Source organism: Micromonospora orduensis (assembly GCF_006228125.1).
Taxonomy (GTDB): Bacteria; Actinomycetota; Actinomycetes; order Mycobacteriales; family Micromonosporaceae; genus Micromonospora; species Micromonospora orduensis.
Genome location: NZ_VDFY01000194.1, coordinates 1 through 20,966 on the forward strand (window position 1 = coordinate 1; position 20,966 = coordinate 20,966).

A 20,966-nucleotide genomic window follows, 5' to 3' on the forward strand; every position below is an offset into this window, starting at 1 on the left:
CGGCGTCCGACACGCCGGAGCCGAGGCCAACGGCGTCCACCACCCGGGCGGCGCGCTCACCGGCGCCTGACGGCCCGGCGACGCGTCGATCCCCGGGTGGTGGACGCCGTTGGCCTCGGCTCCGGCGTGTCGGACGCCGTTTGTGTGGTGGCCGTTGACCCGGGCCGGTGGCTCGGGACCGTCGGGCAGCCCGGCCAGGGGCGGTGGCAGGTCGCCGTGCCGCGCGGATGACGTACGCCACCCGGCCGCCGCGTCAGGCTGCCAGCGCGCCGGCTGCTCCGGGTCGTCCGCACGCTCGGCGGCCCGGGACCACCCGCCCGACTGGGGCGCCCACCCGCTGCCGGAACGGCCCGGGTCGTCGTGCTGACCCGTTCCGTCACCGTGCTCTCCCGGGGTGGCGGCTCCGGGTTGCCCTGTTTCACTCACCGCGCGCTCCTTGGTCGCCCCCGCTGAGGCTACCGTGTGGCGACAGTGGCGATAAGTTACAGCGGCGGGCCATTTCCACGACGAGGGTCACGGGCCTCGCCCGGTCTGGGGGGAAAATGCCGGCTCGTACGGAGAACTCGGAGGATCCCATGACCGCTGCGGGGAATGGCGCACAGACCGCTGGCCGACCTACCCGTCTGCCCCGGTCGGCGCGCCGTAAGCAGCTGCTCGCGGCGGCCCAGGAGGTGTTCGTCGCGCAGGGCTACCACGCCGCGGCGATGGATGACATCGCCGAACGGGCGGGGGTCTCCAAGCCCGTCCTCTACCAACACTTTCCCGGAAAGATGGACCTCTACCTGGCCCTGCTGGACACGCACTGTGACGCGATCGTCGCCAAGGTGCGGGACGCGATGCACGGCACGATCGACAACAAGGAGCGTGTCGGCGCGTCGGTGCGGGCGTACTTCGACTTCGTCGACCACGAGAGTGAGGCGTTCCGTCTCGTCTTCGAATCGGACCTGCGCAACGACCCGGCGGTACGGCAGCGCGTGGAGCGGGTCGAGCAGGGGTGCATCGCGGCGATCACCGACACGATCATCTCGGACACCGGCGTGAGCCGGGCGCACGCCGAGCTGCTCGCCTCCGGGCTGGTCGGCGCGGCGGAGACGGCCGCCCAGTTCTGGCTGGCCGGCGGCCGGCAGGTGCCGAAGGCGGAGGCCGAGGCGTTAGTGGCGGCGCTGTCCTGGCGGGGCATCGCCAGCTTCCCGCTGCAAGGTGAGTCAGCCTGACCACCGACCCCGTGATCGGATAGCCTTCGCAGGGCGGTTCTTTCGCCCCAGTTGAGGAGGCACAGTGGAGGTCAAGATCGGCGTGCAGTACGCGCCGCGCGAGCTGGTTCTGGACAGCGCGCAGTCGCCGGCCGAGATCGAGCAGATCGTGACCGACGCCTTCGCCGGGAACGGCGGCACGCTCTCCCTGACCGACGAGAAGGGCCGGCGGGTGATCGTGCCGGTCGAGAAGGTCGCGTACGTCGAGATCGCCGAGGCGTCGCCGCGCGCGGTCGGTTTCACCGTCCGCTGACGGGTCCGGCCGTCGCGGCAGGTCGGCGCAGTCGTACCTGCCGCGGGCCGGGTGCCGCGGCTCAGTTGTTGAGGCCGACGACGGCCATCCGCGCGGTGTGCGCGGTGGTGAGCCTCCCGAACAGCCCGGGTACGTCGACCCGGTCGCCCCGCCCGATGAGCGCGGTGAGCGCGGCCCGCTCGGCGGCGACACGGCCGGCCTGGGACAGCGCCTCGCCGACCAGCCGGCGGGCCCACATGGAGAGCCGCCCGGCCACCCGGGGGTCGGCGGCGACGGCGGTTCTGATCTCCGCGGCGGCGAACTCCGCGTACCCGGAGTCGTGCAGGACGTCGAGCACCAGCCCCCGGTCGGGCCCGTTCAGGGTGCCGGCGATCTCCCGGAGGAAGTCGTCGGTAATGGCGTCGCCGACGTACGCCTTGGTCACCACCTCCGCCCAGTCCCGCGGCTCGGTCGAGTCGTGGTACGCCTGCAACGGCACCACGTAGGGGGCCATCGCGTCCGCCGGGGGCACGCCCAGCTCGGTGAGCCGGTCGGCGAGCCGCCGGTAGTTGCCGATCTCGGCCGCCGCCATCTCGTTCAGCGTGGCGCGGCGGCGCAGGTCGGGGGCGAGTCGGGCGTCGCCGGCCATCCGCTCGAAGGCGAGCAGTTCACCGAAGGCGACCAGACCCAGCAGGTCGGCCACGGCGGGACCGGGGGTGGTCGGCGCGGACACGAGCGCAGGCTACCGCGCGGAACTTGGCGCGGATAATGTGATGCAGGACACATTTGGCGGCCCCGCGTGGCGGCTGGCCGACCGGGAATCGGGACGCGAGCTTGCCTGTTCAGGTAACATAGAGCAGTTGCCGTGGGCGCCGATCTGATCGAAGCTCAGCCCGCGGCGCGCGTGCGGCCCGGTCCGGCTCGGCAGTCTGCCCCCGACCGTGTGGCCCGCGTCATACCGACCGCGCCCTGAGGACATGACGGGGCGCACCCACGAGAGGGCACCCCCACATCCACATGAGCGATCTGACTCAAGACCTGATGGACGGCCAGGAGTTGGCCCCCACCGCCCCGGTTCGACCGGAGGCCCCCACCTTCGCCGCACTCGGCGCCCGCGACGAGACCGTCGAGGCGCTGGCCGCGGCCGGCATCACCCGCGCCTTCGCGATCCAGGAGTACGCGATCCCGATCGCCCTGCGCGGCGTCGACCTGATCGGTCAGGCGCCCACCGGCACCGGCAAGACCCTCGGCTTCGGCGTACCGCTGCTCGACCGGGTGTTCGCGCCCGGCGAGGGCAGCGACGGCGTGCCGCAGGCGCTGGTCGTCGTCCCCACCCGCGAGCTGGGCATCCAGGTCGCCAAGGACCTGGCCGCCGCCGGCCGTACGCGTGGCGTGCGGGTGCTGCCGATCTACGGCGGCGTGGCGTACGAGCCGCAGATCGAGGCGCTGCGCAAGGGCGTCGAGATCCTGGTCGGCACGCCCGGGCGTCTGATGGACCTGCAGAAGCAGAAGCACCTGCGCCTCGACCGCGTCCACGCGCTGGTGCTGGACGAGGCCGACCGGATGCTCGACCTGGGCTTCCTCGACGACGTCGAGAAGATCCTGGCGATGCTGCCGGAGGACCGGCAGACCATGCTCTTCTCGGCCACCATGCCGGACCCGATCGTCACCCTGTCGCGGCGTTTCCTGCGCCAGCCGATGACGATCCACGCCGGGCACACCGCCGAGACCGGGCCGTCGCCGCAGACCGAGCAGCTGGTCTACCGCACCCACTCGATGAACAAGGTCGAGGTGGTGGCGCGCATCCTCCAGGCGGAGGGTCGCGGGCTGACCATGATCTTCACCCGTACCAAGCGGGCCGCCGACCGGGTCGCCGAGGACCTCGACTTCCGCGGGTTCGCGGTCGCCGCGGTGCACGGTGACCTGGGCCAGGGTGCCCGTGAGCGGGCGCTGCGGGCGTTCCGCGCCGGGAAGATCGACATCCTGGTCGCCACCGACGTGGCGGCCCGGGGTCTGGACGTCACAGGCGTCACCCACGTCATCAACTACGACTGCCCGGAAGACCAGGACACCTACACCCACCGGATCGGTCGTACCGGTCGGGCCGGGGCGACAGGCGTCGCGGTGACGTTCGTCGACTGGGACGACATGCCGCGCTGGCGCATCATCGACAAGACCCTCGGTCTGGAGATGCCGGAGCCGCCGGAGACGTACCACACGTCCCCGCACCTCTACACCGACCTGCACATCTCCACCGAGGTCACCGGCACGCTGCCCACCGCCGAGCGCACCAGGGCCGGGCTGTCCGCCGAGATCGAGGAGGACCTGGGCGGCACCACGCGCTCCCGTCGCGGCGACAGCGGCGGCCGTGGCTCCCGGCGCGGTGACAGCCGTGGCGGCGAGGGTCGGGGCGAGCGCCGTGGCCGGGGCGACAGCCGTCGGGACCACTCCGACGCGGCCACGCCGGTCGCCGCCGAGGCACCCACTGACGACACCGCCGACGAGGGCACCCGTACCCCGCGTCGCCGCCGTCGCCGCCTGGCCGGCGAGGTGGTCGTGGGCGAGCCCACCGCGGTGATCTCCGCCGAGGCCGGTCCGTCCGAGCCGGCCGCCGCCGCCGCCGACGGCGAGCCGTCGAAGCCGCGTCGCCGCCGGCGCCGTCGTGGTGGCGGTTCCGGCGCGGGTACGCCGGCCGAGGCGACCGCGGACTGACCCACAGCGACACCGACATCCCCCGCACCGCCTCAGCGCGGTACGGGGGATGTTTCCCTTCCCGCCCACCTGCCGAAGATGGAACGATGCCGGAACCACTGGACGCCGCCCTGACCGAAGTCCGGGCACTGCTGCTCGACCCCGCGCTGACCCGGGCGGTGGCCGCCGGCCGCCGCCGCGGGCGTCGCCCCACCGTGGTCCGGGCCGAGCTGCGGCCGGTGACGCTCAAGGCCGGGCCCCGCATCCAGATCGCCACCTCCGACGGCGCCCGCCCGTACACCCGTAACGTCGCCCCCGGGCCGGAGGCCGCGGTGGCGGTCGACGAGCTGCTGGCCGAGCCGTTCGGCAACTGGCACGTGGAGACGGCCGACGCGACGCTCCAGCTGCGGGTGACCAAGTCCGGCGAGGCGCAGGTGCACCGCGCGGCGACGGCCCGACGGGCGGCGACGCCGGCCGGGAACGACCGGGCGAAGGAGTACCTGCTCGATCCGGGCGATGAGATCTTCACCGAGATCGGCGGATCGGCGGCCAAGCGTCGCCAGGTCGACGCGTTCCTGCGGGCCCTCGCCGCGACCCTGCCCGACGACCTGACCGGTCCGCTGCGGGTGGTCGACCTGGGCTGCGGCAACGCGTACCTGACCTTCGCCGCCTACCGCTACCTGACCGGACGGGGCCTTGACGTCGAGCTGGTCGGCGTGGACGTCCGGGAGGACCAGCGGCGACGTAACACCGAGCTGGCGCAGCGGCTGGGCTGGGCCGAGCGGGTCAGCTTCGTGGCCGGCACGATCGCCGACGCTGTCGTCGACCCCTCCCCGGACCTGGTGCTGGCGTTGCACGCCTGCGACACCGCCACCGACGAGGCGCTGGCCCGCGCGGTGCGCTGGGACGCCCGTTGGGTGCTGGCCGCGCCGTGCTGCCACCACGACCTGGCCAGGCAGCTCCGCGCCCACCCCACCCCGGCCCCGTACGAGCTGCTGACCCGCCAGGGCATCCTGCGGGAGCGCTTCGCCGACGTGCTTACCGACGCGTTGCGGGCCGGGCTGCTGCGGCTGCACGGGTACCGGGCCGAGGTGGTGGAGTTCGTCGACTCGCAGCACACGCCACGCAACCTGCTGATCCGGGCCCGCCGAACGGGCACCGGCCCGACCGACGCGCAGCGCGCGGAGTACCGCGAACTGGTCGACCAGTGGCAGGTCACGCCCCGACTGGAGACGCTGCTGTCCTAGCGGAGGCGGTCGCCGCCCCGGTCCCGCCCGACCCGGTCGCCGGCCCCCCGGTCGCGGGTCGGCACCCGCTCGATGCCGGCCCGCTGGGAGGCCCAGTCGCTGTCCCCCGTGGCGGACGGGAACGGCACGACCTTGCCCGTGCCCTCGGCGTTGCCGGCGGCGGCGAAGGCGTTCCAGGAGATGTCGACAAGCAGCTTCTTCATCTCGGCGTGCCGGACCGAGGCGTTGCGCTGCAAGACCATCCGGGCGCCCAGCACCACCGCGACAAGCGTGGTGGTGATCGCGCCGGTGGCCGCCAGCACCTGCGCCCCGGTCGCCGAATCGGTACGCAGCACCAGCACCAGCAGCCAGATCCAGAACCCGGCGGCGAACACACCGGCCTTGGCAACGAAGAAGAGGCTCACCGCACCGGGCTGGTACGGCTGCGGACGGCTCGGTTCGGCCATGATGCTGCTCCTCAGCGGTGCTGCGGGGACACGGCGGACGGGGACGGGCGCTACGCCGGGAGCAGAGCTTAGTTGATGAACGGCAATGGTTGCCGTTCATCCGTTCCGGCTGTTCGTCGATGCTGCCGGAGGAAAAGTCCCATCCACGGGACAGATTGTGCGGTCAGTCAATTGTTTCCGGCCCGGGGCGTACTACCCTCGGAAGGCGCACCGCCCAGTGTTCCGGCCGGGAGGGAAGACCCGCAGGGATGGGTTCCGCAGAGGTTTCGCCCCAGATGGCGTTCGCCCGCTTCGTCCGGCGAGCCATCGACGACGCCCGCGACGAACGCGGGTGGACCGTGACCGATCTTGCCTCGCACACGGGCGTGGGCCGCTCAACGGTGTTCCGCTGGCTGGCCGGAGATTGGCAGGACTATCCCGAATTGGCCAAAGTACGGGGCTTCTGCGCGGCACTGGATCTGCCGGTGGCGGCCGCGTTCCGGGCGCTCGGTCTGCCCGATGCCGGCCCGACTCCCCGACGTCGCACCGACGACGGCCCGGTCGAGGCCGACGTCCGGGCCATCCTCGACCGGCTCGCCGATCCCAACGTCCCCGCCGAGGAGAAGCACCACATCCGCGACCTCCTGCGCTACCTGGCCCGCCGCCCCATCCGCCGCGCCGGCTGAGCCACCCGGGTCAGGGGACGGTCAGGGTGAACTCGGCGGTGTGGACCTCGGCGCTCACCTGGAAGTCCAGGAAGAGGCGGTAGCGGCCGGGGCCGGGGATGGTCAGCCAGAACCGCACCTGCCCGTCCACCAGCTCCGGCTCCGGGTGCACGTGCAGGTAGCCGAGGTCACCCTCGCGCAACGCCACCAGGTGCCCGTACGCCCCGAGGTAGCGCTCCAGCGGTGCCGCGCCTCCGGTGCCGTCGATCCGGAAGGTCAGCGGCACGGTCGCGCCGACCTGCGCCTGGCCCTGGTAACCGACGGTGAACCCGTCCACCCTCGTCGAGGTGGCCGCCTCGGGCAGCGGACGGGGCTGGTAGCCGCCCGGCGCGGCGAGGTCCACGCCGAGGGTCACCGCGGTCTGGCCGCCGTTGTCGGCGACCACTGTGAAGTCGGCGTACGCCCGCCAGACGCCGGCCCCGTCGAGGGTCAGCGGCACCGACCAGGTGCCGTCCGACGCCATGCTCGGGTGCAGGTGCTGGTAGCCGGTCAGGTCCCGGCGTACGACGATGAGGTGCATCGGCTTGTCGTGGACGACGGCGAAGCGCGTCACCGGTTGGCGCTGCGCGTCGCGCACCTGGAAGCGGAACTGCCCCGCACGACCGGCCGGGAACTCGGTGGCCACCGGGGCCAGCGTGTAGCCCGTCGCGCTTACCGACAGGCCGCCCGGCTCGACGCCCGCGCCCTGGTCGCCGCCCACCACGGAACCGTGGTTGTGCGGGGCGGTGCCCGGCGGGTCGGTGTGCTGGGCGGCCAGTGACGGGCCGCCGGCGCCGGTGGTGGTGCCGGCGTTCATCCGGCCGAGACCGAAGCCGAGCAGGACCGCGAGCACCAGCCCGCCGACCACCAGGGCCAGCCGCAGGGTGCTTCGATCCGGTGCGGCGGAGACCTGGTCAGGCACCGCCGGCGTCCAGTGTGCGGCCGGTGACGGGGTGCTGATCGGTCATGCCGCCCACGGTACCGCCGCAGCCGGCCGCCCCTGGTCGACGCCCGGACGGCGTGGCGACTGTCGCATTCCGCCGCTCCCGGGAACTTTTCCGCACGAGCGCGCTCAGCCGGCCACGGCGAGGGCCAACGGCAGCACGTCGGGTGCGCCGGCCCGGCGCAGAGCCCGGGTCACCATCGTCATCGTCCACCCCGAGTCGACCAGGTCGTCGACGAGCAGCACCGGACCGTCCAGCCCGGCCAGCGCGTCGGCCAGGTCGGGCGGGACGGCGAAGGCGTCGTGCAGCGCGCGTACCCGCTGGGCGCTGTTGCCCCGCGGCCCGCCGGGGCCGCCCGGGCCGTCGGGGACGACCTCGCCGAGCAACGGCAGCCGGCCCACGGCGGCGATCCGCTCGGCCAGCGACCCGACCAGCCGGGGCCGCCGACGGGAACCGACCGCGACCACCGCCACCGGGCGGCGCGGCCACGGGTCGTCGCCGTGCGCCCACGCCTTCAGCACCTCCACCACGGCGGCGGCCACGTCGTCGGGCACCGGCGCGTCGGGTGCCTCCGGGCCGACCAGGTCACGCAGCCGGCCACCCCAGCCCAGGTCGGAGAGCCGCCCGACGGCACGGCCCGGCAACGCCTGCTCCGCCGGCGGGATCCGGCCCTTCAGGGGTACGCCCACCGCGTCCAACCCGGTCGGCCAGAGCTTCTTCGGGGCGATCTCCACGCCGGGGCGGCCCAGGAAGGTCTGCGCGGCGGCGAGCGCGGCCGTCGACACGTCGGCGGCGAAGAGCGGGTCCGCGCACCTGTCGCACCTGCCGCAGTCGGTGGCCCCGGCGTCGTCCAGCCGTTCCCGTAGATACCGCATCCGGCAGTCGGGCGTGGTCGCGTACTCCCGCATGGCCTGCTGCTCGACGGTGCGCGCCTCGGCGACGCGGCGCAACCGGGCCTCGTCGTAGACCCAGGGCTCGCCGGTGGCGAGCCAACCACCGCGCACCCGGCGGACCGCGCCGTCCACGTCGAGGACCTTGAGCATCAGCTCCAGGCGGGCCCGGCGCAGGTCGACGAGCGGTTCGAGGGCCTGGGTGGAGAGCGGGCGGTCGGTGTGCAGGGCGGCCAGCACGGCCCGGACCTGCTCCTCCGGCGGGAAGGCCAGCGAGGCGAAGTACCGCCAGATGGCGGCGTCCTCCGCGCCGGGCAGGAGCAGCACCTCGGCGTGTTCCACGGCGCGGCCCGCGCGACCGACCTGCTGGTAGTACGCGATCGGTGACGGCGGCGCGCCGAGGTGCACGACGAAGCCCAGGTCGGGCTTGTCGAAGCCCATGCCGAGCGCGCTTGTCGCCACCAACGCCTTGATCTTGTTGTCGAGCAGGTCCTGTTCGGCGGCCCGCCGGTCGGCGTCCTCGACCTGCCCGGTGTACGAGGCCACCGGGTAGCCCCGGGAGCGCAGGAACTCGGCCGTCTCCCCCGCCGCCGCCACGGTCAGCGTGTAGACGATGCCCGAGCCGGGCAGCTGGTCCAGGTGGTCGGCGAGCCAGGCCAGCCGATGCGCCGGGTTGGGCAGGTCGAGCACCCCGAGGCGCAGCGACTCGCGGTCCAACGTGCCGCGCAGGACGAGGGCGTCGCCCAGCTGCTCCGCCACGTCCTGGGTGACCCGGGAGTTCGCCGTGGCGGTGGTGGCCAGCACCGGGGTGCGCTCCGGCAGCTCGGCCAGGAAGGTGCGCAGCCGCCGGTAGTCCGGCCGGAAGTCGTGCCCCCAGTCGGAGACGCAGTGCGCCTCGTCGACCACAAGCAGACCGGTGGTCGCGGCGAGCTTCGGCAGGACGCCGTCGCGGAAGTCCGGATTGTTGAGGCGTTCCGGGCTGATCAGCAGCACGTCCACCGCGCCGGTCTGGATCTCCGCGGTGATCTCGTCCCACTCGTCGAGGTTCGCCGAGTTGATCGTGCGGGCCCGGATGCCGGCGCGGGCCGCCGCCTCGACCTGGTTACGCATCAGCGCCAGCAACGGCGAGACGATGACCGTCGGCCCGGCCTGTCCTACCCGCTCGGCCTGGTCGCTGTCGCGCAGCAGGGCGGTGGCCACGAAGTAGACAGCCGACTTGCCCCAGCCGGTCCGCTGGACGCAGAGCACCCGTCGCCGGTCGACGACAAGTGCCTCGATGGCCCGCCACTGGTCCTCGCGCAGCCGGGCGTGGTCGCCGGCCAGCCGGCGCAGCACCGCCTCGGCCCGCTCCCGTACGCCTGCCCGCTCTGCTGTCTCCACCCGACATGTCTACCAGCGCCGTCCGTCAGACCCTTGTTGATCAAGAGGTTTGCGTCAGGATCCGGCTGGATTCTGACGCAAACCTCTTGATCAACAGTCGTCAGCGTGGGGGGCGGAGGGATCGGGTCAGGTGGGACAGGCGGGGGGCGAGGCTGGTCAGGCCACCTGGGAAGAAGTAGACGGCCAGGATGAAGACCGTGCCCAGGACGAACAGCGGCTGGCTCAGCGGACGGCTGAGGACTGCCGGCAGGTTGTCCACCGCGTCGCTGGTGCCGAACGCGGTGAGCCGGTGGTCCAGGTACATGTAGAGGACGCCGCCGAGCACCGGACCCCACCGGGTGCCCGGCCCGCCGAGCACCACCATGACCAGCAGCGACAGGGTCAGCTCGGAGGACGTGATGTGCGGCGACGCGCCACCGACGATCAGGACGTAGACCACCCCGCCCGCCGACGCCAACCCGCCGGCCAGGGTGAACGCCACAAGCTTGTAGCGGTACGGGTCCAGCCCCAGCACACCGATCCGCCGCTCGTCGTCCCGCAGCCCGGCGAGCACCCGACCGGTCGGCGACCCGCTCACCCGGTGCACCACGAAGACCACCAGGGTCAGGTACGCCAGCGCCAACCAGTACAGGTTGACCGTGTTGGTCACCCCCACCAGCCCGGCGGGCAACCCGGACACGTCCAGCGGCAGACCCTCCTCGCCGCCGGTCAGGCCACCGAAGTCTCGTGCCACGAGGATCGCGCCGACCTGGGCGAAGGCGAGGGTGACCATGGCGAACGCGATGCCCACGGTCCGCAGCGCCACCGCGCCGAGCAGCGCGGCGAGGATGGTGCCGCCGGTGACGGTCAGCAGCGCCGCCTGCCACAGCGGCAGGCCGGCCCGGGTGACGAGGATGTCGGTGCCGTACACGCCGGCCGCGAAGTACAGCGCGTGCCCGAAGGAGAGCATCCCGGTCCGGCCGAAGAGCAGGTCGTACCCGGCGGCCAGCCCACCGAAGATCAGGCAGATGGCGAGCAGTTGCAGGGTGCCGGGTGAGTTGACCGGCCCCTCGAAGATCCCCGGCAGGGAGATCGTCGAGTACGGCAGGATCGCCAGCACGACCAGCGCGACAAGCGGCAGGAACGGGCGGACCCGGTGCCACCGCCCCCGCTGCGGGGTCAGCTCGTCGGGTACCTGCGCGGGAGGTGCGTCGATCACCGTCATGCCGTTGCCACCTTTCCGGCGATGCCCTGCGGGCGCAGCAGCAGCACCACGGCCAGCAGCCCGACCACGCAGATGTCGCCCAGCCCGGACGTGCCGTAGTAGTTGACGAACTGCTGCACCAGCCCCACCACGACCGCCGCGTACGCGGAGCCGACCACCGAGCCCATCCCGCCGATCACCACCACGATGAACGCGAAGATCAGCAGTGAGCCGCCCTGCCCGGGCGAGACGGTGCCGAAGTAGACCCCGCCGAGCGCGCCGGCGAGCGCGGCAGCCGCCCCACCGATCGCGAAGACAAGCGTGAACGCCTTGCGCACGTCGATGCCGAGCGCGGTCACCATCTCCCGGTTCTCCACGCCGGCCCGGATCACCAGGCCGTACCGGGTCCAGCGCAGGAACGCCAGGATCGCCCCGAGCACCAGCACCGCCGCGATGATCAGCAGCAGGCCGCCGTTGGGCACCTGCGCGCCGAGGATCCCGGTCACCTGCCGGGTCCAGTCCGGCCGGGGAAACGGCCGGGCGTCCGCACCCCAGGTGGCCTGGAGCAACGCCACCCCGGCCAGGGACAGGCCGACGGTGACCAGCACCTGTTCGATGGTGCGGGAGTACAGCGGGCGGATCAGCACCAGTTCCACCAGGACGGCGACCAGCGTGCCGGCGGCCACCCCGAAGGCGACCGCGACCACGAAGCCGAACCCGTCCGGGCCGGCCCCCGGCAGGTTGCCCGCCGCCCACCAGGTGCCGTACGCGCCGACGCCGAGGAACAGCCCGTGCGCGAAGTTCAGCACGTCGGCCAGACCGAAGACCAGGGACAGGCCGGAGGCGACCAGGAAATACAGCGCCGCCAGGCCGAGCCCGGTCAACGCCAACAGGATCACGGTGCCCATCAGTGGGACACCTCCGCCGAGCCGACACCCAGCAGCGACTTCGTCAGCGCCGTCTCCAGCAGCAGCTCCCGGGCGTCACCGGTCCAGGCCACCTTGCCGGCGGCCAGCACCACCGCGTCCTTGGCGAGCCGCCGGACCACCGCCAGGTTCTGCTCGACGAGCAGCACCGGCACCGACTCCGCGACCCGTTCCAACACCTCGGCCACCTCGGTCACCACCTTCGGCGCCAACCCCTTGGTCGGCTCGTCGACCAGCAGCAGCCGGTTGTCGTTGAGCAGCACCCGCCCGATCGCGAGCATCTGCTGCTGCCCGCCGGAGAGTGAACCCGCCCGTTGCCGTCCGCGCCGGTCCAGCTCCGGAAAGAGCGCGAACACCTTGTCGTACGCCGGGGTGGTGCCCCGCCGCTCGGCGAGCCGCAGGTTCTCGGCGACGGTGAGGCCGGCGAACACGCACCGGTCCTCGGGTACGTAGCCGAGCCCGCCCCGGACCAGCCGGTGCGTCGGCCGGGCCAGCAGACTCTGCGCGCCCATCCGGATGGTGCCGCGGACCTCCCCGGCGGGCGGGGTGAGGCCGACGATCGCGCGCAGCGTGGTGGTCTTGCCGACGCCGTTGCGGCCGAGCAGGACTGTCACGCCGGTCGGGGCGACAGCGAAGGACACCCCTTGGAGGATGTGCAGCCCGGAGATCCGGACCGACAGGTCCTCCACACTGAGAATGGGTTCCATCAGAGGGACTCCCCCAGGTAGGCCTCTTGCACCGTGGGGTTGGCCATCACCGTCTCCGGGGTGTCGCAGGCGAGCAGCGCGCCGTGGTGCATGACGGCGATCCGGTCGGCCAGCTCCAGGATCACGTCCATGTGGTGCTCGACCATCAGCACCGCCCGGCCGCTGTCACCGGTCAGCGACTTGATGACGGCGACCAGCTCGGGGACGTCCTCGGCGCTGACACCGGCCATCGGCTCGTCCAGCAGCATCACCCGCGGCTCACCGGCGAGCAGCAGGGCGATCTCCAGCTTGCGCTTCTCGCCGTGTGCCAGGGTGCCGGCGAGCGCCGTACCCCGGTGGGCGAGGCCGACCCGGTCGAGCGCCGCGTCGGCGGCGGCGGCCACCTCCCGGTCGGCCGCCGCCCGCCGCCACAGCGCCATCGAGCCCCCGCGGTGCGCCTGCACGGCGAGCCGGACGTTCTCCCGCACGCTGAGCGAGCCGAAGACCGACGACGCCTGGAAGGTACGGCCCAGGCCGAGGCGGGCCCGCCGGTGCGGCGCAAGCCCACCGATGTCCTGCCCGTCCAGGGTGATCCGGCCCTCCGTGGCCCGGCGCAGGCCGGTGATCAGGTTGAACAGTGAGGTCTTGCCGGCGCCGTTCGGCCCGATCACGCCCAGGAACTCCCCGGGCGCCAGGTCGAGGTAGACGCTGTCGACGATGGCGACCTCACCGATCCGCCAGGTCAGACCGCGGGTGGCGAGCATTTCTCAGCCCTTCATGGCCACGGCCGGCGGCGCGGTCTCGTCACCGGTGAGGCTCTTCTGCGCGGTCGCCGTGAAGGCGGTGCCGCTGCCGGTCAGCTTGGCCTGGAACATCGGCTGGAGCAGCGCGTGGTCGGCGGCCCGGATGGTCATCTTGCCCTTGACCCCGTCGAAGCTCCAGCCCTCCAGCGCGGTGACCATCTTGTCGACGTCGTCGCCGCCCTCCTGCACCGCGCGAACCACCATCTGGGCGGCGGCGAAGCCGTCCGGGTGGAACAGGTCGATGGTGTTCACCTTGGCCTTCAGCGCCTTGCTGGCCTCGGTGTCGGACGCACCGTCGAAGTAGTGCGACAGGAAGGAGATCTTCGCGCCGGCTGCCCCGAACGTCGGCCAGGAGGCCCGGATGTCCAGGCCGGTGACGACAGTGGTGGAGGAGAGCACGCCCTGCTGGTCGAGGGTCTGCCACATCGCCGGCGCGGTCGTGCCGGCCCAGGCGACGAAGAGCAGATCCGGCTTGGCGGCCTTGATCTGGCTGGCGAACGGCGTGAACTCGGTGGCGCTGGCCGGGGCCCGGACGCTGCTGACGGTGGCGCCCGCGCCACCGATGACAGCCTTGACGGCGGCCTCGTTGGCGTCGCCGAAGGCACCGTCCTGGGCGAAGACCACTACCTTCTTGCCGGCCGGGTCGCCGGTGAACGACTTGGCGGTCACCACATCCTGGTACGACTGCCGGCCGGACCGGAACGTGTACTTGTTCGCCCCGGTCACCGCGTCGGTGGCGGCCGGGCCGGAGATGAACAGGACCTTGTTCTGCGCCGCGATCGGCGCGACCTGGAGCGCCACGCCGGAGGCGGTGGAGCCGGCGATGATCTTCGTGCCCTTGCCGATCAGGTCCTTCGCGGCGGACACCGCCTTGGCCGGGTCACCCGCGTCATCGACCTCGGTCAGCTCGATCTTCCGGTCGCCGACCTTGCCGGTGCCCTTGGTGGCGAAGTCCAACCCCGCCTTGAACCCCTCGATGTACTGCTTTCCATAACTGGCCAGGGCTCCCGACTGGGAGTACACCAGGCCGACCTTCACCGGCGCGGCGCTGTCGCCGCCGCCGGTGGCGGTGTCCTGCGGGCTACCACAGGCCGTTGCGGCGAGCGCCGCAGCCATCATCGTGGCGGCGGAGAGGAACGCCCGCCGCGTGTGCCGGACCGTCATCGCGACTCCAGGTGAGGACAGGATGCTGTGTTGTCGGCTCACGCTAGAAGTGACGTCACCCACGAGCTATGTGGCGGAAACACACAAGTAACAGGAACGAGGTGGCCGGGGGTTACAACGGGCCGCACTACCATCCTCGGCCCAGGCCTCCCGATAGCCTGAAGCGCCACGGGTGGATCGACAGGTGTGTCGCCCCGAGCCATCCGCCGTCAGCAGTCAGCCGCACGGCCCGTCGTGGTCCGCCGGGCGCGGGCACCGCCGGCGGCGGTCGAGCGGGCGGTCACAGAAGACCCGATGTCGTACGCACTGAGCGTCCTCCTCCGACACCGTCGTCTCGGCTCGGTCCACGTCGGCGAGAAAGCCAAGCGCCCGGGTTATCGCCCGAGCGAACCGCAGCGCCCCCGGCAGGTCAGCGGCCACCACCGGCAGGTGCACCACGAAACGTTCCCTCGTCATGCCACGACCACCACCCTCGACTTTGTCGACCTGGAGGGCGGTCCGGTGTGCGGGTAGGGGACGCCCACCGGACCGCCCGGCCCCACGCCCGCAGCCTTCGACGGCGGCGGTACGAACGCGGGACCAACCAAAGGCCCGCACTCCGAGGGGTTTGCCGAACCAACCGGAGCCGGACATCCAGCAACCTACCCCAAATGCTTGTGTAGGACGACCCTCGGAAGTGGCGACGTCGCAGCTTGTTGCAGTAACTGGTGTAGGCCGGCATGATCGAAGACGCCGAACCCACCGGAGTCCTCACCATGCCCACTGCAGAAGCGCCATATCGTCGCATCGCCAACGAGATCGCCGCGAAGATCAAGAGCGGCGAGCTGAAGCCCGGCGACAAGCTCCCCTCGACTCGGGAACTCGCCGAGTCCTACGCCGTGCACATGAACACCGCGTCGCGAGCGCTCTCACTGCTGCACGACCGTGAGCTGATCACCGGTCAGCCCGGCCGCGGCACCTACGTCGCCGAGCACCCCGGCCGGTAGCGCCTTCGTCGCAGACTTCCGGGCGTCAATGCCTACGCCCGACCCGCCCCGCCGCACCCGCCGCCCCGAGGTCGAGCAGGCGAAGATCGTCGCAACTTCCCTGGTGTTGCTGCCTCCGCCGGCCCCGAGACAGCAACATCCCTGATGTTGCTGTCGCGTGCCGCCTTCGCCCTGTCAAGATCGTGCTCGATCGTGGATGTAGTGGCCTCGGGGGCGCGACGATGCCACTACTTCCTGGATCGAGCACGATCTTGCGGGTGGTCCCCGTGCTGAGCGGGCGCAGTCCTGCTGTGGCGCGATCCGGCGCCAGCGTCGGAGATGCCGCTGGCCCGCCGTCCGGGTGGCGGACGACGGGCCAGCGGGTGGGCCGGGCATGATCGGCCCGGTGGTCGGCTCGGAGCGGATCAGCTCCGGGCCGAGGCTCGCGTGTGGGTCAGGGGCCGGGCCGAGGCGCGGACTGGGTCAGAGGCCGGCGCGGGCGGCGACGGCGGTGTCCGGGTGGTCGCTGAAGACGCCGTCCAGACCCAGGCCGAGGAAGAGTTCGTACTCGGACGTGATGTCGCCGCGCGCGTTCGGGTCGGTGCCGATCCGGAAGTCCACGGGGAGGAACTGGTTCTCCGCGCGGAACGTCCAGGCGTGCACGAGCAGCCGCTCGCGGTGCGCGTCACGCACCACGTTCGTCGGGGCGAGCAGCTTGCCGGCGGCGTCGCGGGGCACGATCAGGTTCTTGTTCGCCCCGATGCCGTCGGCGTACCCGGCGATCCACTTCAGGCCGGCCGCCGTGGCGAGGTCCTGGTAGCTGCGGGTGTCGCCGGCCGCGGTGAAGTCGTACGGGCGGCCGGTGGCGTCGAGCAGCTGGACGAGCTTCACGTCGGTCATCCGGCTCAGGCGACGCAGGTTGGCCGTCTCGAACGACTGGATGAAGACCGGCGAGTTCTTCCGGTCCAGCTTGTTCTGCCGCAGCACCTTCAGCAGCGGCTCCTCCAGCGGCAGGCCGATCGACGTGAAGTAGGTCGGGTGCTTGGTCTCCGGGTAGATGCCGATGGTGCGGGCCCGTGCCCGCCCCTCGGTGCGCGCGAGGTCGATGACCTCCTGGAGGGTGGGCACCTCGAAGCGTCCGTCGAAGGCGGTGTTCGCCACGCGGACCTGCGGCAGCCGCTCCTTGGCCCGCAACGTCTTCAGCTCGGCGAGGGTGAAGTCCTCGGTGAACCAGCCGGTCACCGCGACACCGTCGATGGTCTTCGTCGCCCTACGGGTCGCGAACTCCAGGTGCGTCGACACGTCGGTGGTGCCGGAGATCTCGTTCTCGTGCCGGGCGACCAGGACGCCGTCGGAGGTGGACACCAGGTCCGGCTCGACCTAGTCGGCGCCCATCCGGATCGCCAGCCGGTACGCCTCCAGGGTGTGCTCCGGCCGGTAGCCGCTGGCACCTCGGTGACCGATCACGATCGGGCGGTCGTTCGCCCGGGTGCGGTCCGCGCTGGCCGAGGGCACAGCGGCGGCCACGGTGGGCACGGCCACGGCGGCGGCGAGCAACGCGCCGGCCAGGCCGAGGGTCGAGAGGGTACGTCGCAACGCCGTCTCCTGTCATCGAGGGATGCCGAGGACAGCAGACCGTCCGCGACTGGCCGGGAGTTGGTCGACGACTGGCCGGCAGGTGAATCTCCGGAATGGGCGTTCCCGCTCCGACGCCCGCACGGAAAAGGAAGATTGTCTGGTGCGCCGTCTTCTCCGCAACCCCGTGCGGCTGGTGCCGCTGGGGTTCCTGGTGCCGATCCTGCTCGGCACCGGGTTGCTGATGGCGCGCTGGGCCACCATCCAGCACCAGCGACCGCCCCTGGTCACTGCCCTGTTCACCGCCACCTCGGCGGTGTCGGTGACCGGAATGCCGATCACCGACACCCCCAACTACTGGTCCGGCTGGGGCCTGCTGGTGATCACCCTGCTCACCCAGCTCGGTGGTCTCGGCATCCTCACCGCCGCGGCGCTTGTCATCCTCGTGGTCTCGCGCCAGCTCGGCCTGCGCAACAGGCTGCTGGTGCAGGCCGAGACGGCGGAGTTCGGTATCGGTGACCTGGCCCGGCTGCTGCGTCGGATCGCGGTGACCGTCTTCGCCTGCGAGGCGGTGATGACCGCGCTGGTCGCCGGCCGCCTCTACTTGGCGTACGACTACGCGCCGGGGCGGGCACTCTGGTCGGGCGTGTTCCACACCGTCCAGGCGTTCAACAACTGCGGCTTCGCGCTGTACACCGATGGTCTGCTGGCCTTCGACCGCGATCCGTGGGTGTCGCTGCCGTTGGCGTTCGGTGCCATCGTCGGTGGCCTGGGGTTCCCCGCCCTGTTCGAGGCGGCCCGTGAGTGGCGCAGGCCGGCGGGCTGGGCGGTGGCCACCAAGCTGACCATCTGGGGCAGTGTGGCGCTGCTGCTGCTCGGCGTCGCCGGCCTGCTCGCCGCCGAGTGGACAAACGTGAGCACCATCGGCTTGTACGACGCCGAGGGCAAGGTGCTCGCGTCGTTCGCCCAGATCGCGTTGAGCCGCACCGGTGGCTTCAGCGTGCTGAACATCCCGGACCTGCAGGAGGAGAGCTACCCGCTGCTGATCGTGTTGATGTTCATCGGCGGTGGCAGCGCCAGCACGGCCGGTGGCATCAAGGTGTCCACGTTCTTCCTGCTGGCGTTCACCATCTGGGCGGAGCTGCGCGGCGAGCCCGACGTGACGGTCGGGCACCGCCGGGTGGCCACCGCCAGCCAGCGGCAGGCCGTCACCGTGGCCCTGCTCAGCGTCGCGCTGGTCACGGCCGGAACGATGCTCCTGTTGCTGCTCACCGAGGGCGTGCGGTTCATCGCCGCCCTGTTCGAGGTCACCTCCGCGTTCAGCACCACCGGGCTGACCATCGGTCTGGCCAGCGAGTTGCCGCCCAGCGGCCAGGTGGTGTTGACGGTGCTGATGTTCATCGGCCGGGTCGGGCCGCTCACCCTCGGGTCGGCGATCGCCCTGAACACCCGGCGCAGGCTCTACCGCTATCCCCAGGAACAACCAATTGTCGGCTAGGCGCGAGGAGGTCGGGGTGTCGGCGAGACGATCGGACGGCGGCGGCATCGTGGTGATCGGGTTGGGTCGGTTCGGCTGCCACCTGGCCAGGTCACTCACCCGGATGGGTCGCGAGGTCCTGGCCGTCGACCGCAACCCGGAGCAGGTGCAGCGCTTCTCGGCCCAGCTCGATCGGGTGGTCCAGGCCGACTCGACCGAGGACGGGGCGCTGCGCCAACTCGGCGTGGCCAGCTTCGAACGGGCGGTGGTGGCCATCGGGGCTTCGGTGGAGGCGAGCGTGCTCACCGTGTTGGCGCTGGTCGAGCTGGGTCTGCCGCAGATCTGGGCCCGCGCCACCTCGCAGAAGCACGCCAAGATCCTGTCGTCGGTGGGCGCGCACCACGTGATCTTTCCGGAGGCGGAGACGGGCGACCGGGTGGCGCATCTGATCGTCAGCCGGCTGCTCGACTTCATCGAGTTCGACGACGACTTCGCCATCGCCACCATCCGGGTGCCGAAGTCGCTGGTCGGCCGGACCCTGCTCGACCTGCGCCCGGACGAGCGTTACGGGGTCCGGGTGATCGGCGCGAAGGCGCCGGGTGAGCGTTTCCGGTACGCCTCCGACGACACCGCGCTGGCAGAAGGTGGGGTGCTGGTGGTGGAGAGTGGGATCGACCAGGTGCAGCGGTTCGCGGGGCGACGCTGACCGTCACCTCCGGTGGCCGCCACCGTGCCCCTCAGGGGCTTTCACCCTTTTCCCGGACCACCCGGCCCTTTGCCCTCGCCCGGCTTCTTCGGGGCCTTCGCCGGCGCCTTCGGTGGCGTCGGGGCCTTCGGTGCGACCTTCGTGGTGGTCTTCGTCGTCTTCTTCGGCGGGGCCTTCGTGGTGGCCGCCTTGGTCGCCGGGGCGGTGGACGGCGCGCTGCCGGCCACCCCGGAGACGCGTACCCCGCAGGTGCTTTCGCCGACCCGGAACTCCACCGGGAGCGGGTTCGCTCCGCTGTACTTCCCGGTCAGGGTGACCTTCTCGGCCGCGCCGGGCGCGAGAGTGCTGCGCTGGGCCACCGGTCGGATCAGCACCGTGTTCCCCTGCTGGTGCACCGACGTCGGTTCCGCCTTGGTCACCGCCTGCTGGCCGGGGAAGGTGAAGCTCATCGTCCAGTCCCGCAGCTCCTGGTCGCCCTTGTTGGTCAGGGTCAGCTCGGCGGCGAAATCCTTGCCCGAGTCGGTCCGCAGCGCGTACGCCACCTCGCAGGGCGCCGCCTTCGGCAGGCCCATCCGCGCCTCGGTGGTGGGCCGGTCCTCGCCGCTGGCCGGGCTGCGGGAGGTGAACCCCCACATCGCGCCGGTGACGGCGATGAGGCCGACGGCAGCCACCCCGGCCTCCACCCGCCGCCGACGTCGGTGCTCCCGCCGGGTGCGGTTACGGGTACGCGACAGCGGCAACGCGTCGGTCGCCGCCGACCAGGGCAGGATGGTGGTGTCCGCGCTGGCCAGCACGGCCGGGTCCAGTGGCCCGGCGGTTGGTGACACGGGAACGGCCGCCAGCATCCCGGCCGCCTCGGCGAGGGTACGGGCCAGCTCGGCGGTCGCCGGCCGGTCGGCGGGATTCTTCGCCAGGCAGCGCCGCACCAGGTCGGTCACGTCGTCCGGCAGACCGGGTACCGGTGGCATCGGGTCCGGGTCGCTGTACATGTGCGCACGCAGCATCTGCGTTGTCGTGCTGGCCTGCCACGGCAGCCGGCCGGTGAGCATCCGGTAGAGCAGCAGTCCCACGGCGTACACGTCGGTGGCCGGGGAGACCTGGCCGTTGTCCAGCCGTTCCGGGGCGAGGTACGCGGGTGTGCCGAGCAGCGCGCCGTCCGGCCCCTTCTCGCTCTCTCCCACCAGCGCGGAGATGCCGAAGTCGACGACCTTGACGCCGGTCGAGGTGAGCATGACGTTGCCCGGGGTGACGTCGCGGTGCACCACACCGCGGGCGTGCGCGGTGGCCAGCGCGCAGCTGACCTCGGCGCCGATCGTCACCGCGTCCCGCCACTGCAGGTTCACCTCGCGGCCCAGCCGGTTGGCGAGTGACGTGCCGTCGACGAGCTCCATCACGACGTACGGCACGGTCAGGCCGACCTGCTGGGACTCGCCGTAGTCGTACACGTTTGTGATGTTGGGGTGGCAGAGCCGCGCGGCGGCCTGCGCCTCCACCCGGATCCGGTGCCGGAACGCCCGGTCACTGGCCAGCCGGGACGCCAGGACCTTCACGGCCACCTGGCGACCGAGCACCTCGTCGTAGCCGCGCCAGACCACCGACATTCCGCCCGCGCCGAGTTGCTCGACGAGCCGGTACCGCTCATCGAGGAGTTGCGCGCCGTTCCGGTCCCCACCGCTCATGGTGGCCGTAGTTGCCCGCCTGGGGGACACCTACAC

Annotated in this window: 19 protein-coding genes and 2 pseudogenes; 8 read left to right on the top strand and 13 right to left on the bottom strand. The window is 72.0% G+C overall.

Annotated elements, in window-relative coordinates; translation table 11 throughout:
• Positions 1–426 (bottom strand): annotated as a pseudogene (locus FHG89_RS22340) (hypothetical protein); the annotation flags it as partial.
• Positions 427–575: 149 nt separating this feature from the next.
• On the opposite strand from FHG89_RS22340, the gene FHG89_RS22345 reads away from it, so the two are divergent.
• Both FHG89_RS22345 and FHG89_RS22350 read left to right on the top strand, forming a co-directional pair.
• Positions 576–1,214 carry a TetR/AcrR family transcriptional regulator gene (locus tag FHG89_RS22345; protein ID WP_139586375.1) on the top strand — a complete coding sequence of 213 codons (639 nt, stop codon included), beginning with the start codon at positions 576–578 and terminating at the stop codon, positions 1,212–1,214.
• Positions 1,215–1,278: 64 nt separating this feature from the next.
• Positions 1,279–1,506, top strand: coding sequence for a DUF3107 domain-containing protein (locus tag FHG89_RS22350; protein ID WP_030329796.1), 228 nt, complete (start codon positions 1,279–1,281; stop codon positions 1,504–1,506).
• Positions 1,507–1,567: 61 nt separating this feature from the next.
• Here FHG89_RS22350 and FHG89_RS22355 read toward each other — a convergent pair whose 3' ends face one another.
• The gene (locus FHG89_RS22355) at positions 1,568–2,218 is read right to left on the bottom strand and encodes a ferritin-like fold-containing protein (RefSeq protein WP_139586376.1); all 651 of its coding nucleotides are present in this window, start codon (positions 2,216–2,218) and stop codon (positions 1,568–1,570) included.
• Positions 2,219–2,502: 284 nt separating this feature from the next.
• On the opposite strand from FHG89_RS22355, the gene FHG89_RS22360 reads away from it, so the two are divergent.
• Positions 2,503–4,197, top strand: a complete 1,695-nt coding sequence (locus FHG89_RS22360) for a DEAD/DEAH box helicase (protein WP_139586377.1) — start codon at positions 2,503–2,505, stop codon at positions 4,195–4,197.
• Positions 4,198–4,283: 86 nt separating this feature from the next.
• Entirely contained in the window at positions 4,284–5,423 is a 1,140-nt protein-coding gene (locus FHG89_RS22365) for a class I SAM-dependent methyltransferase (protein ID WP_139586378.1), read from the top strand.
• On the opposite strand, the gene FHG89_RS22370 is transcribed toward FHG89_RS22365, so the two are convergent.
• The gene (locus FHG89_RS22370; protein WP_139586379.1) at positions 5,420–5,869 is read right to left on the bottom strand and encodes a hypothetical protein; all 450 of its coding nucleotides are present in this window, start codon (positions 5,867–5,869) and stop codon (positions 5,420–5,422) included. The two genes, FHG89_RS22365 and FHG89_RS22370, sit on opposite strands and share 4 nt — an antisense overlap.
• A gap of 248 nt (positions 5,870–6,117) precedes the next feature.
• Between FHG89_RS22370 and FHG89_RS22375 the strand changes: the two genes are divergently transcribed.
• Complete coding sequence (locus tag FHG89_RS22375) at positions 6,118–6,534, top strand: helix-turn-helix domain-containing protein (protein ID WP_139586380.1); 417 nt, start codon at positions 6,118–6,120, stop codon at positions 6,532–6,534.
• Positions 6,535–6,544: 10 nt separating this feature from the next.
• Here FHG89_RS22375 and FHG89_RS22380 read toward each other — a convergent pair whose 3' ends face one another.
• The 8 genes from FHG89_RS22380 to FHG89_RS22415 form a co-directional block, all read right to left on the bottom strand.
• Entirely contained in the window at positions 6,545–7,474 is a 930-nt protein-coding gene (locus tag FHG89_RS22380) for a hypothetical protein (protein WP_139586381.1), read from the bottom strand.
• Positions 7,475–7,624: 150 nt separating this feature from the next.
• Positions 7,625–9,766, bottom strand: coding sequence for a RecQ family ATP-dependent DNA helicase (locus tag FHG89_RS22385; protein ID WP_139586382.1), 2,142 nt, complete (start codon positions 9,764–9,766; stop codon positions 7,625–7,627).
• 100 nt (positions 9,767–9,866) lie between these two features.
• Positions 9,867–10,970 (bottom strand): branched-chain amino acid ABC transporter permease, encoded by a 1,104-nt coding sequence (locus FHG89_RS22390; RefSeq protein ID WP_139586383.1) that lies wholly within the window; start codon positions 10,968–10,970, stop codon positions 9,867–9,869.
• Complete coding sequence (locus FHG89_RS22395) at positions 10,967–11,857, bottom strand: branched-chain amino acid ABC transporter permease (RefSeq protein ID WP_139586384.1); 891 nt, start codon at positions 11,855–11,857, stop codon at positions 10,967–10,969. Before FHG89_RS22395 ends, FHG89_RS22390 begins: the two co-directional genes overlap by 4 nt.
• Positions 11,857–12,582, bottom strand: coding sequence for an ABC transporter ATP-binding protein (locus tag FHG89_RS22400; protein ID WP_208761058.1), 726 nt, complete (start codon positions 12,580–12,582; stop codon positions 11,857–11,859). Before FHG89_RS22400 ends, FHG89_RS22395 begins: the two co-directional genes overlap by 1 nt.
• Complete coding sequence (locus FHG89_RS22405; protein WP_139586386.1) at positions 12,582–13,325, bottom strand: ABC transporter ATP-binding protein; 744 nt, start codon at positions 13,323–13,325, stop codon at positions 12,582–12,584. The genes FHG89_RS22400 and FHG89_RS22405 overlap by 1 nt, the downstream gene beginning before the upstream one ends.
• A gap of 3 nt (positions 13,326–13,328) precedes the next feature.
• Positions 13,329–14,528: a substrate-binding domain-containing protein gene (locus FHG89_RS22410; RefSeq protein WP_139586387.1), complete on the bottom strand. Its 1,200-nt coding sequence runs from the start codon at positions 14,526–14,528 to the stop codon at positions 13,329–13,331.
• Between the two features lie 216 nt (positions 14,529–14,744).
• Positions 14,745–14,984, bottom strand: a complete 240-nt coding sequence (locus tag FHG89_RS22415) for a hypothetical protein (protein ID WP_139586388.1) — start codon at positions 14,982–14,984, stop codon at positions 14,745–14,747.
• A gap of 299 nt (positions 14,985–15,283) precedes the next feature.
• On the opposite strand from FHG89_RS22415, the gene FHG89_RS22420 reads away from it, so the two are divergent.
• The gene (locus tag FHG89_RS22420) at positions 15,284–15,514 is read left to right on the top strand and encodes a GntR family transcriptional regulator (protein ID WP_139586398.1); all 231 of its coding nucleotides are present in this window, start codon (positions 15,284–15,286) and stop codon (positions 15,512–15,514) included.
• A 462-nt stretch (positions 15,515–15,976) separates the two neighbouring features.
• On the opposite strand, the pseudogene FHG89_RS22425 reads toward FHG89_RS22420, so the two are convergent.
• Positions 15,977–17,089 (bottom strand): annotated as a pseudogene (locus FHG89_RS22425) (glycerophosphodiester phosphodiesterase).
• A gap of 142 nt (positions 17,090–17,231) precedes the next feature.
• Between FHG89_RS22425 and FHG89_RS22430 the strand changes: the two are divergent.
• Complete coding sequence (locus tag FHG89_RS22430; protein ID WP_139586389.1) at positions 17,232–18,566, top strand: TrkH family potassium uptake protein; 1,335 nt, start codon at positions 17,232–17,234, stop codon at positions 18,564–18,566.
• A gap of 16 nt (positions 18,567–18,582) precedes the next feature.
• Complete coding sequence (locus FHG89_RS22435) at positions 18,583–19,251, top strand: potassium channel family protein (protein ID WP_139586390.1); 669 nt, start codon at positions 18,583–18,585, stop codon at positions 19,249–19,251.
• Between the two features lie 41 nt (positions 19,252–19,292).
• On the opposite strand, the gene FHG89_RS22440 is transcribed toward FHG89_RS22435, so the two are convergent.
• Positions 19,293–20,930 carry a serine/threonine-protein kinase gene (locus tag FHG89_RS22440; RefSeq protein WP_139586391.1) on the bottom strand — a complete coding sequence of 546 codons (1,638 nt, stop codon included), beginning with the start codon at positions 20,928–20,930 and terminating at the stop codon, positions 19,293–19,295.
• Positions 20,931–20,966: the final 36 nt, after the last annotated feature.

What these genes read in the sequence shown, in the direction of transcription:
- FHG89_RS22345 (WP_139586375.1), top strand. Translation starts at nt 576, where the DNA reads ATGACCGCTGCGGGGAATGGCGCACAGACCGCTGGCCGACCTACCCGT.
- FHG89_RS22360 (WP_139586377.1), top strand. Translation starts at nt 2,503, where the DNA reads ATGAGCGATCTGACTCAAGACCTGATGGACGGCCAGGAGTTGGCCCCC.
- FHG89_RS22365 (WP_139586378.1), top strand. Translation starts at nt 4,284, where the DNA reads ATGCCGGAACCACTGGACGCCGCCCTGACCGAAGTCCGGGCACTGCTG.
- FHG89_RS22370 (WP_139586379.1), bottom strand. Translation starts at nt 5,869, where the DNA reads ATGGCCGAACCGAGCCGTCCGCAGCCGTACCAGCCCGGTGCGGTGAGC.
- FHG89_RS22375 (WP_139586380.1), top strand. Translation starts at nt 6,118, where the DNA reads ATGGGTTCCGCAGAGGTTTCGCCCCAGATGGCGTTCGCCCGCTTCGTC.
- FHG89_RS22390 (WP_139586383.1), bottom strand. Translation starts at nt 10,970, where the DNA reads ATGACGGTGATCGACGCACCTCCCGCGCAGGTACCCGACGAGCTGACC.
- FHG89_RS22395 (WP_139586384.1), bottom strand. Translation starts at nt 11,857, where the DNA reads ATGGGCACCGTGATCCTGTTGGCGTTGACCGGGCTCGGCCTGGCGGCG.
- FHG89_RS22400 (WP_208761058.1), bottom strand. Translation starts at nt 12,582, where the DNA reads ATGGAACCCATTCTCAGTGTGGAGGACCTGTCGGTCCGGATCTCCGGG.
- FHG89_RS22405 (WP_139586386.1), bottom strand. Translation starts at nt 13,325, where the DNA reads ATGCTCGCCACCCGCGGTCTGACCTGGCGGATCGGTGAGGTCGCCATC.
- FHG89_RS22410 (WP_139586387.1), bottom strand. Translation starts at nt 14,528, where the DNA reads ATGACGGTCCGGCACACGCGGCGGGCGTTCCTCTCCGCCGCCACGATG.
- FHG89_RS22415 (WP_139586388.1), bottom strand. Translation starts at nt 14,984, where the DNA reads ATGACGAGGGAACGTTTCGTGGTGCACCTGCCGGTGGTGGCCGCTGAC.
- FHG89_RS22420 (WP_139586398.1), top strand. Translation starts at nt 15,284, where the DNA reads ATGCCCACTGCAGAAGCGCCATATCGTCGCATCGCCAACGAGATCGCC.
- FHG89_RS22440 (WP_139586391.1), bottom strand. Translation starts at nt 20,930, where the DNA reads ATGAGCGGTGGGGACCGGAACGGCGCGCAACTCCTCGATGAGCGGTAC.